The 15,900-nt window shown below is 66.5% G+C and carries 17 protein-coding genes and 1 pseudogene; 6 read left to right on the forward strand and 12 right to left on the reverse strand.

Features of this window, described 5'->3' with window-relative positions; all coding sequences use genetic code 11:
• Positions 1-82: 82 nt before the first annotated feature.
• From P0Y43_RS02245 to P0Y43_RS02275, 7 genes and pseudogenes are all read right to left on the reverse strand, one after another.
• Complete coding sequence (locus P0Y43_RS02245) at positions 83-3,214, reverse strand: efflux RND transporter permease subunit (protein WP_275635667.1); 3,132 nt, start codon at positions 3,212-3,214, stop codon at positions 83-85.
• A pseudogene (locus P0Y43_RS02250) lies at positions 3,214-4,437 on the reverse strand (efflux RND transporter periplasmic adaptor subunit); the annotation flags it as partial. The gene P0Y43_RS02245 and the pseudogene P0Y43_RS02250, both read right to left, overlap by 1 nt.
• Positions 4,434-5,690 carry a TolC family protein gene (locus P0Y43_RS02255; RefSeq protein ID WP_275635668.1) on the reverse strand — a complete coding sequence of 419 codons (1,257 nt, stop codon included), beginning with the start codon at positions 5,688-5,690 and terminating at the stop codon, positions 4,434-4,436. The pseudogene P0Y43_RS02250 and the gene P0Y43_RS02255, both read right to left, overlap by 4 nt.
• An 89-nt stretch (positions 5,691-5,779) precedes the next feature.
• The gene (locus P0Y43_RS02260) at positions 5,780-6,124 is read right to left on the reverse strand and encodes a hypothetical protein (RefSeq protein ID WP_275635669.1); all 345 of its coding nucleotides are present in this window, start codon (positions 6,122-6,124) and stop codon (positions 5,780-5,782) included.
• Positions 6,125-6,262: 138 nt separating this feature from the next.
• The gene (locus P0Y43_RS02265; protein WP_275635670.1) at positions 6,263-7,438 is read right to left on the reverse strand and encodes a hypothetical protein; all 1,176 of its coding nucleotides are present in this window, start codon (positions 7,436-7,438) and stop codon (positions 6,263-6,265) included.
• A 185-nt stretch (positions 7,439-7,623) separates the two neighbouring features.
• On the reverse strand, positions 7,624-7,794 hold the full coding sequence (locus P0Y43_RS02270) for a hypothetical protein (protein WP_275635671.1): 171 nt from the start codon (positions 7,792-7,794) through the stop codon (positions 7,624-7,626).
• Between the two features lie 100 nt (positions 7,795-7,894).
• Complete coding sequence (locus tag P0Y43_RS02275; RefSeq protein WP_275635672.1) at positions 7,895-8,299, reverse strand: ACT domain-containing protein; 405 nt, start codon at positions 8,297-8,299, stop codon at positions 7,895-7,897.
• A 224-nt stretch (positions 8,300-8,523) separates the two neighbouring features.
• Between P0Y43_RS02275 and P0Y43_RS02280 the strand changes: the two genes are divergently transcribed.
• Entirely contained in the window at positions 8,524-8,739 is a 216-nt protein-coding gene (locus P0Y43_RS02280; protein WP_275635673.1) for a tautomerase family protein, read from the forward strand.
• Positions 8,736-9,377, forward strand: coding sequence for a DsbA family oxidoreductase (locus P0Y43_RS02285; protein ID WP_275635674.1), 642 nt, complete (start codon positions 8,736-8,738; stop codon positions 9,375-9,377). The genes P0Y43_RS02280 and P0Y43_RS02285 overlap by 4 nt, the downstream gene beginning before the upstream one ends.
• Positions 9,378-9,431: 54 nt before the next feature.
• Here the strand turns inward: P0Y43_RS02285 and P0Y43_RS02290 are convergent, their stop codons facing one another.
• The 4 genes from P0Y43_RS02290 to P0Y43_RS02305 are packed head-to-tail and all read right to left on the reverse strand — an operon-like array spanning position 9,432 to position 11,792.
• On the reverse strand, positions 9,432-9,899 hold the full coding sequence (locus P0Y43_RS02290) for a DoxX family protein (RefSeq protein WP_275635675.1): 468 nt from the start codon (positions 9,897-9,899) through the stop codon (positions 9,432-9,434).
• 9 nt (positions 9,900-9,908) lie between these two features.
• Positions 9,909-10,664, reverse strand: coding sequence for a DNA-binding domain-containing protein (locus P0Y43_RS02295; RefSeq protein WP_275635676.1), 756 nt, complete (start codon positions 10,662-10,664; stop codon positions 9,909-9,911).
• Positions 10,661-11,494, reverse strand: coding sequence for an MNIO family bufferin maturase (gene bufB, locus P0Y43_RS02300; RefSeq protein ID WP_275635677.1), 834 nt, complete (start codon positions 11,492-11,494; stop codon positions 10,661-10,663). The genes P0Y43_RS02295 and bufB overlap by 4 nt, the downstream gene beginning before the upstream one ends.
• A gap of 16 nt (positions 11,495-11,510) precedes the next feature.
• On the reverse strand, positions 11,511-11,792 hold the full coding sequence (locus P0Y43_RS02305; RefSeq protein WP_275635678.1) for a BufA1 family periplasmic bufferin-type metallophore: 282 nt from the start codon (positions 11,790-11,792) through the stop codon (positions 11,511-11,513).
• A gap of 177 nt (positions 11,793-11,969) precedes the next feature.
• On the opposite strand from P0Y43_RS02305, the gene P0Y43_RS02310 reads away from it, so the two are divergent.
• Both P0Y43_RS02310 and P0Y43_RS02315 read left to right on the forward strand, forming a co-directional pair.
• Complete coding sequence (locus P0Y43_RS02310) at positions 11,970-12,557, forward strand: sigma-70 family RNA polymerase sigma factor (RefSeq protein ID WP_275635679.1); 588 nt, start codon at positions 11,970-11,972, stop codon at positions 12,555-12,557.
• A complete protein-coding gene (locus tag P0Y43_RS02315) occupies positions 12,544-13,185 on the forward strand; it encodes a DUF1109 domain-containing protein (RefSeq protein ID WP_275635680.1) in 642 nt (213 codons plus the stop codon). The genes P0Y43_RS02310 and P0Y43_RS02315 overlap by 14 nt, the downstream gene beginning before the upstream one ends.
• 132 nt (positions 13,186-13,317) lie before the next feature.
• On the opposite strand, the gene P0Y43_RS02320 is transcribed toward P0Y43_RS02315, so the two are convergent.
• Complete coding sequence (locus P0Y43_RS02320) at positions 13,318-14,214, reverse strand: LysR family transcriptional regulator (RefSeq protein WP_275635681.1); 897 nt, start codon at positions 14,212-14,214, stop codon at positions 13,318-13,320.
• 106 nt (positions 14,215-14,320) lie between these two features.
• Between P0Y43_RS02320 and P0Y43_RS02325 the strand changes: the two genes are divergently transcribed.
• Entirely contained in the window at positions 14,321-15,184 is an 864-nt protein-coding gene (locus P0Y43_RS02325; RefSeq protein WP_275635682.1) for a VOC family protein, read from the forward strand.
• Positions 15,181-15,882, forward strand: coding sequence for a class II aldolase/adducin family protein (locus P0Y43_RS02330; RefSeq protein ID WP_275635683.1), 702 nt, complete (start codon positions 15,181-15,183; stop codon positions 15,880-15,882). The genes P0Y43_RS02325 and P0Y43_RS02330 overlap by 4 nt, the downstream gene beginning before the upstream one ends.
• Positions 15,883-15,900 lie beyond the last annotated feature (18 nt).

Consider the following 15,900-nt stretch of genomic DNA (forward strand, 5'->3'; position numbering starts at 1 on the left):
TTGCGAAACTACCGGCCCGATCGCGGGGCAAACCCGCTCAGGTGTGGTGTGATCCTTGAGTGGGCTTGCCCCGCGATGGCGTTTACTGGCCGTTCAGGCCCCGGCGCCGCCACAGCCAATAGACCGCCGGAATGATGAACAACGACAGCAGCGGCGCCGTCAGCATCCCCCCGACCATCGGCACCGCGATCCGGCTCATCACCTCGCTGCCCGTGCCGCTGCTCCAGAGGATCGGCAGCAACCCGGCGACGATCACCGCCACCGTCATCGCCTTCGGCCGGATGCGCTGCACCGCGCCATGGCGGATGGCTTCGAGCAACGCCTGCGGCGTGCGCTCACCCCGGGCCTCGCGCTCGGCCCAGGCGTTGTTCAGGTAGATCTGCATGATCACCCCGAACTCCGCCGCCACGCCCGCCAGGGCGATGAAGCCGACCCCCGTGGCCACCGACAGGTTGAACCCCATCAGGTACAGCAACCACACCCCGCCGGTCAGGGCGAAGGGCAGGGTGGCCATGATCAGCAGCGCCTCGCCGAGGCGGCCGAAGGTCAGGTACAGCAACACGAAGATGATCGCCAGCGTCGCCGGCGCCACCCAGGCCAGGCGCGCGTTGGCGCGTTCCAGGTATTCGAATTGGCCGGAGTAGCTCAGGCTCATGCCCGGAGCCAGTCGCACGCCTTGATCCACCGCCTGGCGCAGGTCGGCCACCACCGAGGACAGGTCGCGCCCGCGCACGTCGATGTATACCCAGCCGGAGGGGCGGGCGTTCTCGCTCTTGAGCATCGGCGGGCCGTCGGCCAATCGCACGTTGGCCACCGTGCCGAGGGTGATCTGGCCGCCTTGCGCGGTGTAGATCGGCAGTTGCCGCAAGGCCTCGGCCGAGTCGCGCCACTCGCGTGGGTAGCGCAGGCTGATCGGGTAGCGCGCCAGGCCCTCGACCGTCTCGCCGATGTTCTGGCCGCCGATGGCGCCGGCGACGATGGCCTGTACATCGGCGATGTTCAGGCCATAGCGCGCGGCGGCCTGGCGGTCGATGTCGAGGTCGATGTAGCGCCCGCCCGTCAGGCGCTCGGCCAGCGCCGAGGTGACCCCCGGCACACCCTTGGCCACGCGCTCCACCGCCTGGGTGGCGCGGTCGATCTGCGCCAGGTCGCTGCCGGCCACCTTCACCCCGATAGGGCTCTTGATGCCCGTGGCTAGCATGTCGATGCGGTTGCGGATCGGCGGGATCCAGATATTGGTCAGGCCCGGCACCTTCACCACCCGGTCCAACGCCTCCACCAGCTTTTCGCTGGTCATCCCCGGGCGCCACTGCGTCTTGGGTTTCAAGCGCACGACGGTCTCGAACATCTCCAGCGGCGCCGGGTCGGTGGCCGACTCGGCGCGCCCGGCCTTGCCAAACACGCTGGCCACTTCCGGCACCGTGCGGATGAGCCGGTCGGTGCGTTGCAGCAGCTCGCTGGCCTTTTGCACCGACAGGCCGGGCAGCGCCGAGGGCATGTACAGCAGGTCGCCCTCGTCCAGCGGCGGCAGGAACTCGCCACCCACCTGGCTCAACGGCCACAGGCTGCTGAGCAGGATCGCCAGCGCGCCGAGCAACGTCAGCCCGGGCCTGCGCAGCACCGCCTCGAGTGCCGGGCGGTACAGGCGGATCAGCCCACGGTTGAGCGGATTGCGCTGCTCGGCCGGCAGTGGGCCGCGAATCCAGTAGCCCATCAGCACCGGCACCAGGGTCACCGCCAGCCCCGCGGCGGCGGCCATGGCGTAGGTCTTGGTGAACGCCAGCGGCGCGAACAGCCGGCCTTCCTGGGCTTGCAAGGTGAACACCGGCACGAACGACAAGGTGATGATCATCAGGCTGAAGAACAGCGCCGGGCCCACCTCGACCGCCGCTTCGGTCATCACCCGCCAATGCTGTTCGCCGCGCAGCGCCTGGCCGGGGTGACGCTCATGCCAGGCTTCGACGTGCTTGTGGGCGTTCTCGATCATCACCACGGCGGCATCGACCATGGCACCGATGGCGATGGCGATACCGCCCAGCGACATGATGTTGGCGTTGATGCCTTGGTGACGCATGACGATCAGCGCGATCAGCACCCCCACCGGCAGCGAGACGATCACCACCAGTGACGAGCGCAGGTGCCAGAGAAACGCCGCGCACACCAGCGCCACCACGATGAACTCTTCGATCAGCTTGTGGCTGAGGTTGTCCACGGCGCGGTCGATCAACTGGCTGCGGTCGTAGGTGGTGACCAGCTCGACCCCGGCGGGCAGGCTTTTCTTCAGGGTTTCGAGCTTGTCCTTGACCCGCGCGATGGCTTCGCGAGCGTTCTTGCCGCTGCGCAGCACGATCACCCCGCCCACCGCCTCGCCCTGGCCGTCCAGCTCGCCAATGCCGCGTCGCCCCTCGGGGCCGAGCTGCACGGTGGCGACATCGCCCAGGCTCACCGGGCTGGCGTTGCCATTCAGGCGCAAGGGGATGGCGCGCAGGTCGTCCAGCGACTTCAGGTAGCCGGAAGCGCGCACCATGTACTCGGCCTCGCCCTGTTCCAGCACGCCGCCGCCGGTTTCCTGGTTGGCCTTGCCGACCGCGTCGGCCACCTGCGCCTGGGTGATGCCCAGGGCCGCCATGCGCAGCGGGTCGAGCTGAACCTGGTATTGCTTGACCATGCCACCGATGCTCGCCACTTCGGCGACATCCGCCAGGGTCTTGAGCTCGAAGCGCAGGAACCAGTCCTGCAGGCCGCGCAGTTGCGCGAGGTCGTGCCCGCCGCTGCGGTCGACCAGCGCGTATTGGTAGACCCAACCCACCCCGGTGGCATCCGGGCCGAGCACCGGGCGCGCGGCGGGGGGCAGGCGCGACTGCACCTGGCTCAGGTACTCCAGCACCCGCGAGCGCGCCCAATACAGGTCGGTGCCGTCTTCGAACAGCACGTAGACGAAGCTGTCGCCGTAGGCCGAGAAACCGCGCACGGTCTTCACCCCAGGCACCGAGAGCATGGTGGTGGTCAGTGGGTAGGTGACCTGGTTCTCGACGATTTGCGGGGCTTGCCCCGGGTAGGGGGTGCGGATGATCACCTGCACGTCGGAAAGGTCGGGCAGGGCGTCGATCGGCAGGTTGCGCAGCGACTGGATGCCCCAGGCGGTGAGCAGCAGGGTGGCGAGCAGCACCAGCACGCGGTTGCCCACCGACCAGCGAATCAGCTTGGCGATCATGGCTGGGCCTCCGGCGCGGTGGTCGCTTCGATGCCTTTGAGGCTGGCGTCGGAGTCGATCAGGAACTGCCCCGAGGCGACCACCTTCTGGCCGGCCTGCAAGCCTTGCAACACGACGACCTGGCCTGCGCTTTCCTGGCCAAGCACCACCTGCACCGGGCGGAAGCGCCCCTCGTCCTCGGCGAGCATCACCAGGTTGCGCCTGCCGGTGCGGATCAATGCCTCGGTGGGCAGCAACAGGGCTTCGTCGACCTGCCCGTCGGGGTGGAGGTCGACCTGGGCGGTCATGCCTGGGCGCAGGCGGCCGTCGACATTGGGCAGCTCGATGCGCAAGCGCAGGGTGCGGCTTGGCGCATCGGCATCGGCCAGCAGTTGCGTCAGGCGCCCTTCCAGCGCCTGGCCGGGGTAGGCCGGCAGCCGCGCCTGCACTGACTGCCCCTCGCGCAGGCCCTGGGCCTGGGCCTCGGGCACGGCCGCCAGCAGCCAGACGCTGGCCACGCCGTTGATCCGCGCCAGGGTCTCGCCGGCTTGCACGGCCATGCCTGGGCGCAGGTTGAACTCTAGGATCGCCCCGGCGCTGGGCGCACTCAGGGTCACGACAGGTTGCACCTTGCCGCTGCGCGCCACCCGGTCGACCAGTGCTGCGGGCATGCCCGCCAGCCGCATGCGCTGGCGCGCGGCGGCCAGAAGCGAGGGCTCGCCCGCCTGGCGCAGGGCCAGGTACTCCTCCTGCAAGCCTGCCCAGGCGGGCGCCAGCACATCGGCCAGTGGCGCACCCTTGGCCACCACGTCGCCGCTGGCGCGGGCGTAGGTGCGCTCGACGAAGCCGGCCGTGCGTGCCTGCAAGACGCTGACGTCGCGTTCATCGAAGGCCAGCACGCCGCTGACCTGCACCGTGCGCGCCAACCTGCCCTGGGTGACCGTGGCCAAGCGCACACCGAGGTTCTGTTGCAGCCCCGGTTTGATCCGCACCGCCGTCTCGGCCTCGGCGGTGCCGCCAGCGCCCTCGGCGTACTTGGGCACCAGTTGCATGTCCATGAACGGCGACTTGCCGGGGGCAGGGAAGCGCTGCTGCGGGAACATCGGGTCGTACCAGTACAGCGCTTGCGGTTCGCCCGCCATCGGCATCGACGCCGTCTGCCCCTTGTGCGCCAACCAGTAGCCCGCGCCGGCGCCCAGCGCCGCGCCGAGGGCGACCAGCACGGTGATGGTCGAATGCTTCATGCCCCTGCCTCCCCATAGGTGAAATACAGCCGTGCGGCGATGGCCGCCAACTGGCCTTGCAAGTCGATCTGTTGCAGGCGGGCCTCGACCCGCTGGCGCCGCGCTGTCAGCACCTCGCTCAGCGTGGAGTTGCCGGCGCGGTAGTCCGCCAGGGTCAGGTCGACCTTGCGTTCGGCCAGCGGCAGTACGGTGTCGCGGTTGCGTGCCAGGGCCCGTTGCAGGCGCTGGTATTCGGCCAGGCCGGTTTCCAGTCGTTGGGTGTGCTCGCGCAGCGCCGCTTCGCGTTCGTCCTCCAGTTGGCGCACCTGGGCGCGCCGTGCGGCGATCTGCGGGTTCTGGCGTGAGTCGGGGAACAGTGGCAACTGGAAGCTGAACTGCACGCTGACCATGTTGCTGAAGTCAGGCCCACGCCGCTGGTAGTCCACCTGCCAGCCCCAGTCGGATGTCTTCTCCGCCACGGCTTGCTGCACCTGCGCCTCGGCCTCGCGGCTCATGGCGCCATAGGCGTTGAGTTGCGGGTGACGGTGCAGGTCGTGGAGATACGCGGGGGCATCGACGTTCCAGCCCGGAAAGTCCCCGGCCAGGGCCTCGACGTCGTCCTGGCCGACCCAGCGCTTGAGCGCCGCTCGGGCCTGCGCGGCCTGGCTCAGCAGTTGGTCTTTTTGTTCGTCCAGTACCGCAGCTTCCTGCCGGGGTGCCAAGGTGTCGGCCGTGGCGCCTCCAGCGCCAGCCAGGCGTGCCTTGACCGTCGAGGCGAGCAGGCGGTTCTCCTGGTAGAACGCGTCGAACTGCTGCAGCTTGCGTTGCACGGTATAGGCCGCAATCCACGCCTGGGCGGTGGCCTCACGCACGTTCAAGCGCTCGACCACGACCTCGGCGTTGGCACGCTCGGCGGCGGCCTGCGCGGTCTCGACCCGGGCCTTGCGCTTGTCGCGGTTGGGCACGTCCTGGGCCAGGCCGATCACCTGCATGGTCATGAAGTCGCGGTGGGTGCTCCAGCGGTCATCGCCTTCGATAGGCAGGTTCTGCACCCCCAGGTTCAGGCGTGGGTCGGGCAGCTCGCCGGCCGGAATGACCGCGCTGCGCGCCGCCGAGACCTGCGCCTGGCGTGCTTGCAGGGAAGGGGCGTTGCGCTCGGCCAGGCGCAGCGCGTCGTCCAGGGAAAGGGCCGCCGCCTGCGCAGGCAGCACCGGCAGCAGTGTCAACAGGGCAGCCGCCAGCGGCCACCCGGGGTGAATACGTAAAGGCGTCATGACGACGATTCCTTGAGAAAACCAGCGCACAGGCGCATGCCATCGCCCGCCATGGGTGGCCGGGCAACGGAGTTGGGTCTACGAAGGAATCAGGCGCGCGGCGGGCGCCAGCGGTCGGACGGCGTCGGGGGGATGAGGCTGTCGGCGTAGGGGGTGGTGGGGCGTGGGTGGGTGAAGGTCAGGTCGGGGGTGGCGAGGGTGACCTGCAGGGTGCTGCTGGTCTTGCACGCCTGGCCGGGTTTGCACGACTTTTGGTGCTGGTCAGGGGCTTGCGTTTGGTCTTGGCAGCAGTCGTGGTCCATGCCCGACATCATCGCCATGCCCAGGGCCTGCATGGGGCAGGGCTCGGTGGTCGCCTCGACGCCCGCCATCCCGGACAGGGGAAGCGCGAGGGCCAGCAGCAGGATGATGAACAGGCGGATGGGGGTGGGCATGCGGCGGAGTCTAGAAGGTTTGCGTTAGGCGAGCATTAACAAAATGTTTCGGCATAGGATGGGTTGGCGCCACCCCGAACCGGGGCAGCGCTTTGATCGTGGCGGTGAGTGAGTAGCGGGCGCGAGGCGCTTTTTGAACTACCGCTGAGTGTTCCGTTGTACCGCATCCCTGCGGCTATGCCGCACGACGCGATTAATCTGATGGAGGAGGGACCACGCGCGCTCGACCATTTGCCGGTAGGTCTGGTCGTCGTCACCTTCCGGCGCGGGCAACCTCAGCATTCTGGCTTCCATGACGTTGAGGATCTTCTCGAGTTTGTCGGCATCCCGTGCGTAGTCCTGCACTCGGTCGGGGTCTTCCATCAACCAATGGACGCGAGACTCCAAGATACTTAGGGGGCGTTTGCCATCGTTGTCCCTCTCACCGATCAGGTGATACAGCCTTAGCAAGTGTTCGGTCAGGCCGTAGGTATCCTTGTGAATTTCCAGGTCTGCGTGTTCAAGGCACTGACCCACCAGCAGGTGCCGCTCAGGCTCGCCAAGGCTGGCGCGCAACGTGGTAACGGTGGGGTTTCCAGAATAGAAGAGGAACGAGTTGAAAATATACTCCAGGCGTTCCAGGGCCTCCCCCGGGTTGAAGATATTGATGCCTGTGTTGCGACCTCCCATCGTGACGTCGCCGCATGTTTCCCCTGCTTTGGCTGTGTAGGTCACACCGAGATTGTCTTTGAGGTTGTCCAGTTGCTTGACGAGCGTCGGCAACGTCAGCGAAGTGTCTGGCGCTGAAGGTTTTACAGCTTCGACGAGCGCGTCATAGGCCTGGCGGCAAGTGGACAACGAACGTGTGCGTATTGATGGCTGGTTGATGGACGAGGCATAGACCACATTCAGCGGCGTGTTGAGGGGGAAGATCCAACCATAGAGTTCATCGTAGGACTTGAACCTCACCCGCCCATCGAATCGGTATTCCAGGTCTTTCAGGCGTTGGATGAAAATTTGCCGATGATTGTTGTATTGATCGAAGGTCAAGGCTTGCAGTTGCTTGACGGTGGTTTCCCGGGTCAGCGTTTGCTGATAGATGAGTAGCAGCAGGGTGCTGGTGGTGGCCAATGCGGCAAGCAAGGTGAATATGCCCGCCAACAGCGAGCCAAACGCTGACCATGCATCAACGGCATGAGATATCCCACCCAGACTGTGGGCGTAGACCCCCAGGATGATCAGTGGGGATATGACACCCAGGGCCATCAAGGAAATGGCAATCCATTTGATGAGGCTCCACCACGAATCCCCTGATTTGCGCGATTGTTCGTCCATGCAGATGCCCTTCGTATTCCAATGCTGGCCCGAACGATAATGGCAAAATGGAATTAATGCACCCAAGACCCACCCGACGGCTGCCAGCGCTCAGGCGAACCGGGGCTGTGCCGCGAGTGACATCGGTCGCTACTCGTTCACGCAAGCAGGGGGCGAGCAGGCTTGAACAGGCATTCCTCAATCGATTAAGCGATGAAGTCCGAAGCGGTCGAGGGCGCGGCGGGTGGATCTTCCCGTCGCTCGGCATGAAACGCAGCGCAGCACACGCCCGTCAGGCCCACACTCGCAAGCACGATATCGCCCAGCAACATACCGGCGATCAACAGCAACAGGCTAAGGCGGGAGAAGGTGAGCATGATGGGCCTCCAAGGCAACACGGCAATCCGATGCAGCGATAGTGCCTCAGGGGCGCTGCGCAAACCAGCGGGGCCTGCAGAATGGGTCATGCCCGTCGTGCTATTGCGCGTTGGCCTGGGCCAAGCCTTGCAGTACGGCCATGGCTTTGTGTGCATCTTGCGTGGCCACGAAGATATGGTCGTGGTAGTAGGCGGCGACCACATTGCAACTGATACTGGCGTTGCCCAGCGCGGTGGCGAACGCCGCCGTCAGTCCAACGGCTTCCAGGGACGAATGGATGGTCACGGTGATCCACGCGGCCGTGTAGCTGTAGGCCAGGCCCAGGGCCTCGGCCTTGATGCGTTCGAGGATGACCGTCAGGCCTTGCGGCTCACGAAAGCTGCCGAGCGGTGCCTCGCCCTGGAGCACGGCCAGGTCGGGGACGCTGCAGAACACGTATTCGCCTTCGTTGAGCGACGGGCGCATGCCACTGAGCAGTTGGGTGAGGGAGGTTTCGCCAGGCATCGGAGGCATCCTTGGTTGGTGAACAGAAGCCGCTATTGTTGCTGATTCGGTCAAGCGCGCCGTTAAATCTGCTGATGACGAATAAGCAGGGTTAATACGGTTATTTGATACTCGAAAGTACAAATGAAGTACCTGCCGCGCCATTTATCAACGACCGTGAACTTCCTACAGTGTTTCCACCTGCAGCCCGTCATTCCGACCGGGCCATGACTGGAGACACATCCATGCCATTCATCAGCGTGCGCATCACCCGCGACGGCGTGACCCCGGAGCAGAAAGCCCAGGTGATCCGCGAGATCACCGACACGATGGAGCGCGTCCTGAACAAGGACCCGAAACTCACCCATATCGTCATCGAGGAAGTCGACACGGATAACTGGGGCTACGCCGGCATGACCACCACGGCCTACCGCAGACAGCTCGCCGAGGGCCAGTCATGACCGCCACGGTCAAGGTCGATTTCGTCTCGGACGTGGTCTGTCCCTGGTGTGCCCTGGGTATCGCGGCGCTGGAGCAGGCCATCGTCAACCTCGCGGGCGAGGTGGCCGTGGAACTGACCTACAAGCCTTTCGAATTGAACCCAGGGATGGGCCCCGAAGGTGAGCCGGCGATCGCGCACATGATGCGCAAATACGGGCGCACCGCTGAGCAGGTGGCCGAGCGCAATGCGCTGATCGTCGCGTTGGGCGAGCAGGTGGGCTTTGCCTTCGACCTGGGCAAGCGCAGCCATTTTCGCAACACCTTCGCGGCGCACCGGCTGCTGTACTGGGCGGCGCAGGAAGGGCGCCAGCGGGAGCTGAAGCGTGTGTTGCTGCGCGGCTACTTCATCGAGGGCGAGAACCCCGACGACCACGACGCCTTGGTGCGCCTGGCGAGCGAGGCGGGGCTGGAGGCCGAGGCCGCACGCCAGGTGCTGGTCTCTGGGGCGTTCGCCGACGAGGTTCGCCAGCTGGATCGGTTCTACCAGGTGCGCGGGGTGCAGTCGGTGCCCGCGATGGTCATCAACGGCCGGCATGTGGTGTCCGGGTCGCAATCGGTGGCCTATTACGAGCAGGCGCTGCGCCAGGCCGGGCAGTAACCGGCACCGGACAAATCCGCGCTCCCACAGGGGCGCGTCGTTTTGGGGATGTGCTTAGCGCAGCCCCAGCACCCGGTCCAGCGAGGCCTTTCCAGCGCCGCGCGCCACCAGCAGCAGCAACAACCCTGCCCACGACAAGTGCGTCGGCCAGGCATCGGGGTACACGAACACCTCGATCACCAGCGTCATCCCCAGCAACGCCAGCGCCGACAGCCGGGTGAACAGCCCCAGCACCAGCAACAGCGGGAACAGGTGCTCGGCGTAGGTCGCCAGGTGCGCGGCCACGTGCGGTGGTATCAGCGGCAGCACGTACTCGGTGCGGAACAGCTCGTAGGTGCTTGGCGTGATGGTCAGCAAGCCCTCGACCTTGGTGCGCCCGGAGAGCAAGAAGATCGATGCGATCCCCAGGCGTGCCACCAGGCACAACACACTGTCCCCCAACCAGGCCTGCACCTGTTCGGCGAGGCGGTTCCAGCGCTGGCGAAGGCCGTGGGTCGGGGTGTTGGGGCGGGCGATGTCCATGGTGGCACCTCAGCTGAACGTGAGTGGACGCAAGGCCTGGGCCTGCAACAGCCGGCCCAGCAGGTCATTGAAATCCAGGCTTGGCTGGGCCTGTAAAGCCCGCACCGAGGCCTGTTCGAGCGTTTGCCCGGCGGCGCAGGCATCGAGGAAGGCGCAGCCGCCAACTTCCAGCGCCTGATGAGCGACAGCGTCGGCATGGCCGCTGAACAGCACGCCCTGGGCCAGCCAGGGGTGGTCCTGCGGCCAGTCCAGGCCTTCGCGGCTGTGCTGCCACAGGCTGTAGGCCGGGTGTTCGGCGCACCAGTGCCAACGCACACTGGCCCGCGGGCGCAGGTGGCCGTGGGCAAGGTCGGCGGCGCTCATGCCAGCGAGCTCGGCCAGACTCAGCGCCGGCTCCAGCGGGGCGCTGAAGGCCTCGCTCCAGCAACGGTCGAGGCAGGCGACGTCGGCCAGGTAGACCAGCCCATGTTGCGCCTGGCCGGCCTGGAGGAAGGCCGGGAAATCGGCGCCATACAGCACCAGGCGCGGGTCGTCGGGCGGTGAGTGCTCGGCGTAGCGCGTGGCAGCGGCACGCATCCAGTCGCCACCGACCAGCCGCTCGATGCTCGGGTAGTTGGCGCACAGCGCCTCGACGGCGCCGGCCAACACCGTGTTGCGGTACACGGCGAACGCTGGCTGGGCCGTGAGTGCAGCCAGCGCAGGGGCCGGGCGTTGGTACAGCGCCTCGACGAAAGCGTCCTGGAATTGCCCGAGAGTAAGGGTCATGGCGTGGCTCCTGCCTGCTCGAGGATGGCCTGGGCGTTGTCGCGCTCGGCCAGCAATGCGTCGAACGGCGGCAACTGGTCGTCGCGCTCGATCAGTGTCGGGCGCGGGCCGATGCGCTGGATCAGGTGGCGGTACAGCGCCCACACCGGCTGCGCGACGGCCGCGTCGTGGGAGTCGATCAGCAGGCTGCCCTGGGCGTCGTGGCTATGCCCGGCCAGGTGGATTTCGCTGATCGCCTGTGCGGGGAAGCGGTCGAGGTAGGCGAACGCGTCGAAGCCCAGGTTATGGGCGCTGATGTGCACGTTGTTGACGTCCAGCAGCAGGCTGCAACCGGTGCGCCGGGTGAGTTCGGCGAGGAAGTCGATCTCGTCCCAGGCGTGGCCGTCCAGGTGCAGGTAGTGGCTGGGGTTTTCGATGGCGATACTGCGCCCCAGGGTGTCCTGGGTGCGCGAAATGTTCGCGGCGATGCGCGCCAGGGCTTCATCGCTGCGCGGGAAGGGCAGCAGGTCGGGATGGTACTGGCCGCGCCAGGTCGACCAGGCCAGGTGCTCGGACACCAGTGCTGGCGTGACCCGCTCGACCAGCGCCCGCAGGCGGCACAGGTGAGCCGCGTCCGGCTCGGCATCCGCCGCCAGCGAGAGCGCCACGCCGTGCAGCGAGAGCGGATGACGTTCGGCCATCCGCTCCAGCCAGGCCAGACGTGGGCCGCCGACCATGTAGTTTTCCGGGTGGACTTCGAACCACAGCCCCTGGGCATCGCAGGCCAGGGCCTGGGCATAGTGCTCGGCCTTCAGGCTCAGCCCGGCGCCCATCCGATGCATGGCAGTCATGGTCGCAGGCCCGTGATCAGGACTTGATCGGGGTCAGCGAACCCATGCCGTTGGGCGTCTTGATAGTGGTGCAGGTGCCGGCGGGGACGTTCTTCCAGGCGGCGCCGTCATAGTCTTTCTTCGAGGTGCCCGCGCAGGTAGTGCCTGCGCCCGCTGCACAGTCGTTCTTGCCGGCCATGGCCACGCCGTAGCATTTCTCCATGGCACCGCTGGCAGGGGTGGCGGTTTCAGCGGCCATGGCGGCGCCAGCCAGGGAAGCGAGGGCCAGGGCGGCGGTGGCGAGGGTCAGGTTCTTCATGGTGTTGCCTCCGAAAATGTAGGGTGGCCGCGGTGCCTTACCGGCGGCTCATGGAGTAGTTCGCCGTGGGCAGCGATCCGGTTACAGCGTCCTGAAAATTTTTTTGAGATTTCTCCTAAGCCCCCCTACTGTAAAAGCCGACGAAATGACTCTCTCTGGGTGTAACCCTGGCGGCCGATGCAACGAACTAATCAACAGCAGGCGCTGAGCGCACGCGAATCCCAGCTGCAGGTGCTGCTGTTACGCGGGTTGGCCGGTGACAATAGGGCTTACCGGGCGTTCCTCGCCGCGCTGGCGGTGCATCTGCGGGGGTTTCTGAAGCGTCGCCTGGCGCAACGCCCGGATGAAATCGAGGACCTGGTGCAGGAAGTGCTCCTGGCGGTGCACAACACCCGCCATACCTACCATGCACAAGGACCGCTGACTGCCTGGGTACAGGCCATCGCCCGCTACAAGCTGGCCGATCACTTTCGCGCCTACGCTCGCCGCGACGCCTTGCACGACCCGCTGGAGGACGACAGCGAGCTGTTCGCCGCCGGCGACGAGGCGCCCAGCGAGGCCAGCCGTGACCTGGGCCGATTGTTGGAGCGCTTGCCCGCGCGCCAGCGCCTGCCGATCGTTCACGTCAAGCTGGAGGGGCTGTCGGTGGAGGAGACCGCGCGCATCACCGGGCTGTCCAGTTCGGCGGTCAAGGTGGGTATTCACCGGGGCCTGAAGGCGCTGGCGAACATGATTGGAGGTAGGCAGAACGATGAAGACCGATGAGCTGATTTCGCTGCTGGCCACCGGCGAGGGGCCGGTGGACCGGCATGCCCTGGCGCGGCGCTTTGGCGTGGCGCTGCTGGTCGGCGCCCTGGGTGCATTGTTGCTGACAGCGGTGATCTACGGCGTGCGCAGCGACCTCGCCGAGGTGGCGCGCACGCCGCTGTTCTGGGCCAAGCTGGCCTTGCCGGCGAGCCTGGCGCTGCTGGCGCTGCGCCTGAGCCAGCGTCTGGCGCGCCCGGGCAGCAAGGGCGGGACGGCCTGGGTGGCGCTGGGGGTGCCGTTGCTGTTGGTGTGGCTGGGCGCCGGGCTGAGCCTGGCGGGCGCTGCGCCCGATGCGCGGCCTGAGTTGATCCTGGGGCGTACCTGGCGTACCTGCACGTTGAACATCAGCCTGCTCTGCGTGCCGGCGTTCATCGCCGTGTTCTGGGCCCTGCGCGGCTTGGCGCCGACCCGCCTGCGCCAGGCGGGGGCGGCGGGTGGGTTGCTGGCGGGGGCGACGGCGACGGTCGCCTATTGCCTGCATTGCCCGGAGATGCAGGTGCCGTTCTGGGGCGTGTGGTACTTGCTGGGGATGCTGGTGCCGACGGTCGTGGGGGCGCTGCTGGGGCCACGGTTGTTGCGCTGGTAGGTGAGGGGCTAGGCGGGCCCTATCGCGGGGCAAGCCCCCACAGACAACCCGCCGTCCTAAGGAGCAGCGCGGTACCTGTGGGCTTGCCCCGCGATAAGGCCGGTACAGACCTGCGCAAGCGCCGCCCTTGCCTCATTTCATGAACAACTCGCTGATCACCCGCCGAAACCACACGCTCCTGGGCGCCTGCTGAAACCGCGCATGCCAGAACTGCATCAGGTCGTAGCAGGGAATCTCCAGTGGCGGTTCGACGATCTGCACGTTGACATTGTGCGCATACAGGTTCGCCACCGTGCGTGGCAGCACCACCACCAGGTCCGACTGTTCGATGATCGACAGCACGCTCATGTAGTGCGAGGTCTGCAGCACGATGTTGCGGTGGATGCCGGCCTGGTTCAGGTGCGCTTCGAACATCTCCTGGCGGCGGCTGCCGTCGCGCACCTGCAAGTGTTCCATGCGCGCGAAATCCTCGAGCAGCAGCCGCTCGCGCGCCAGCGGGTGGCCGCGCCGCAACAAGCAGGTGAGGTTGTGGGAGAACAGCCGCTGTTGGTAGACGTTCGGCGCGGTGAGGTCGGGGAAGTAACCCACCACCGCGTCGACCTTGCCCTCGTGCAGGCTGTCGCTCAGGGCCTCGGGCGCCAGGCTCAGGGTGCGCAAGCGGGCGCGCGGCGCCAGTTCGCGCAAGCGCTGGAACAACGGCGGCAGGAACACCACTTCGCCGATCTCGCTCAGGCACACGACGAATTCGTGCTCGCAGGTGGCCGGGTCGAAGGTCGGGCTGGTGAGGATGTCGCGGTCGATGATTTCGATCACTTCGCGGGTGCGCGCGATGATGCCCTGGGCCCGTGGCGTGGCCTCCATGCCGGCGCCAGAGCGGATGAACAACGGGTCCTTGAGCGAGTGGCGCAGGCGCGCGAGGGCGGCGCTGGCGGCGGGCTGGCTGATGCCCAGCTGCTTGGCCGCGGCGGTGACGTTGCCCGTCTCGTACACGGCCAGCAAGACGCGGAGCAGGTTGAGGTCGGTGCGCATTGGTATAACCAAATCAAATAGTGTGAATAAAGAGAATTACCTTCCACGATTAAGCGCCCATTGCGAGGATGAGTCCAGACAAAAATAAAACCTAGGGACTGCACCCATGATCAACCTGCACGACATCCGTTACGTGCGCCTGGGCACCGCCAACCTGGACGATGCACGCCGCTATGCCACGCAAATCCTCGGCCTGCAGGTGGCACGCGAGGCCAACGGCGCGGTGTATTTCCGCTCCGACAGCCGCGACCACACCCTGTGCTACTACGAAGGCGACCCGCGCGAGACCACCACGGCCTTCGAGGTCACCAGCGCCGATGAGCTGGAACATGCTGCCGTGCTGCTCGAGCGCAACGCTTTCAAGGTGGTGCACGGCTCGCGTGAAGATGCCGAGGTGCGTCACGTCCACGAGCTGATCCGCTTCCAGGACCCCAGCGGCAACAACATCGAACTGGTGCTGCGCCCGCATGCCAGCGGCAGCCGCTACTTCCCCTCCCGCGACGCTGGGATCACCGGTTTCAGCCATATCGGCCTGCGCACCACCGACGCCCGCCGCGACGAAACCTTCTGGACCCACCTGGCCAACGCCCGGGTCAGCGACCGCATCGGCGAGGCGCCTTTGCTGCGCATCGACGAGGTTCACCACAAGATCGCGCTGTTCCCCTCGACGCATGCCGGTGTGCAGCACATCAACCACCAGGTCGAGAGCATCGACGACGTGATGCGCGCCTATTACTTCCTGCGCGAGCGCGGCATCAAGATCCTCTTCGGGCCAGGGCGCCACCCGACCTCGGGCGCGATGTTCCTGTATTTCCAAGGGCCTGACGGCATGACCTACGAGTACTCCACCGGGGTCAGCCACATCAGTGCCGAGGATGACAGCACGCACCAGCCACGGCAGTTCCCTGGGGTGTCTTCGTCGTACTGCGCCTGGGGTTCCAAGCCGGACATTCCGGAGTTCAAGTCATGAGCGTACAGGCCACTGCGGCGCAGCAGCGTGAACTGCGCTTGGCCGCCCGCGCCCTGGGCCGTGCGGGGCTGGCGCATGCCTACGGGCATTGCAGCCTGCGCCTGGACGACAACCACTTCCTGGTCTGCGCGCCACGGCCCATGGGCCTGATCGGCGTCGATGAGCCTGGCACCGTAGTGTCCATCGACGGGCCGTTGCCTGAGGGCGTGCTCGGCGAGGTGCGCATCCACCAGCAACTCTACCGCCGCCGCCCCGACCTCAACGCGGTGATCCGCAGCATGCCGGCGCAGGTGATGGCGTTGTCCTGCGCCGGGCTCACGCCCCGGCCGCGGCACGGCATGGGCAGCTATTTCCAGCCGTCGATCCCGCTGTGGGATGACGTGCAACTGCTGCGCGACGACACCCAGGCCGCGGCCTTGGCCGAACGCTTCGGCGCAGGCAAGGCACTGGCCATGCGCGGCAATGGCGCCATCGTCGCTGGCGACTCGCTGGTCGAGGCCCTGACGCTCACTTGGTACCTGGAAGATGCCGCGCGCATCGAACTGCAGCTGCACGCCGCGGGCCTGGCCGAGCATGGCCCGCTGCTCGATGCCCAAGACTGCGCACAACGCGCCACCCGTGGTGGCCGGATCTATGAGCGGATGTGGGAATACCTCACCGCCGGCGATCCGGAAGCCAGCAACACCGTATTCGAATAAAAAACAGAGGACTACCGA

It is taken from the genome of Pseudomonas entomophila, from assembly GCF_029193575.1.
Lineage (GTDB): Bacteria > Pseudomonadota > Gammaproteobacteria > Pseudomonadales > Pseudomonadaceae > Aquipseudomonas > Aquipseudomonas entomophila_G.

What these genes read in the sequence shown, in the direction of transcription:
- P0Y43_RS02285 (WP_275635674.1), top strand. Translation starts at nt 8,736, where the DNA reads ATGACCGCCACGGTCAAGGTCGATTTCGTCTCGGACGTGGTCTGTCCC.
- P0Y43_RS02245 (WP_275635667.1), bottom strand. Translation starts at nt 3,214, where the DNA reads ATGATCGCCAAGCTGATTCGCTGGTCGGTGGGCAACCGCGTGCTGGTG.
- P0Y43_RS02320 (WP_275635681.1), bottom strand. Translation starts at nt 14,214, where the DNA reads ATGCGCACCGACCTCAACCTGCTCCGCGTCTTGCTGGCCGTGTACGAG.
- bufB (WP_275635677.1), bottom strand. Translation starts at nt 11,494, where the DNA reads ATGACTGCCATGCATCGGATGGGCGCCGGGCTGAGCCTGAAGGCCGAG.
- P0Y43_RS02325 (WP_275635682.1), top strand. Translation starts at nt 14,321, where the DNA reads ATGATCAACCTGCACGACATCCGTTACGTGCGCCTGGGCACCGCCAAC.
- P0Y43_RS02255 (WP_275635668.1), bottom strand. Translation starts at nt 5,690, where the DNA reads ATGACGCCTTTACGTATTCACCCCGGGTGGCCGCTGGCGGCTGCCCTG.
- P0Y43_RS02315 (WP_275635680.1), top strand. Translation starts at nt 12,544, where the DNA reads ATGAAGACCGATGAGCTGATTTCGCTGCTGGCCACCGGCGAGGGGCCG.
- P0Y43_RS02270 (WP_275635671.1), bottom strand. Translation starts at nt 7,794, where the DNA reads ATGCTCACCTTCTCCCGCCTTAGCCTGTTGCTGTTGATCGCCGGTATG.
- P0Y43_RS02260 (WP_275635669.1), bottom strand. Translation starts at nt 6,124, where the DNA reads ATGCCCACCCCCATCCGCCTGTTCATCATCCTGCTGCTGGCCCTCGCG.
- P0Y43_RS02275 (WP_275635672.1), bottom strand. Translation starts at nt 8,299, where the DNA reads ATGCCTGGCGAAACCTCCCTCACCCAACTGCTCAGTGGCATGCGCCCG.
- P0Y43_RS02330 (WP_275635683.1), top strand. Translation starts at nt 15,181, where the DNA reads ATGAGCGTACAGGCCACTGCGGCGCAGCAGCGTGAACTGCGCTTGGCC.
- P0Y43_RS02295 (WP_275635676.1), bottom strand. Translation starts at nt 10,664, where the DNA reads ATGACCCTTACTCTCGGGCAATTCCAGGACGCTTTCGTCGAGGCGCTG.
- P0Y43_RS02280 (WP_275635673.1), top strand. Translation starts at nt 8,524, where the DNA reads ATGCCATTCATCAGCGTGCGCATCACCCGCGACGGCGTGACCCCGGAG.
- P0Y43_RS02290 (WP_275635675.1), bottom strand. Translation starts at nt 9,899, where the DNA reads ATGGACATCGCCCGCCCCAACACCCCGACCCACGGCCTTCGCCAGCGC.
- P0Y43_RS02265 (WP_275635670.1), bottom strand. Translation starts at nt 7,438, where the DNA reads ATGGACGAACAATCGCGCAAATCAGGGGATTCGTGGTGGAGCCTCATC.
- P0Y43_RS02305 (WP_275635678.1), bottom strand. Translation starts at nt 11,792, where the DNA reads ATGAAGAACCTGACCCTCGCCACCGCCGCCCTGGCCCTCGCTTCCCTG.
- P0Y43_RS02310 (WP_275635679.1), top strand. Translation starts at nt 11,970, where the DNA reads ATGCAACGAACTAATCAACAGCAGGCGCTGAGCGCACGCGAATCCCAG.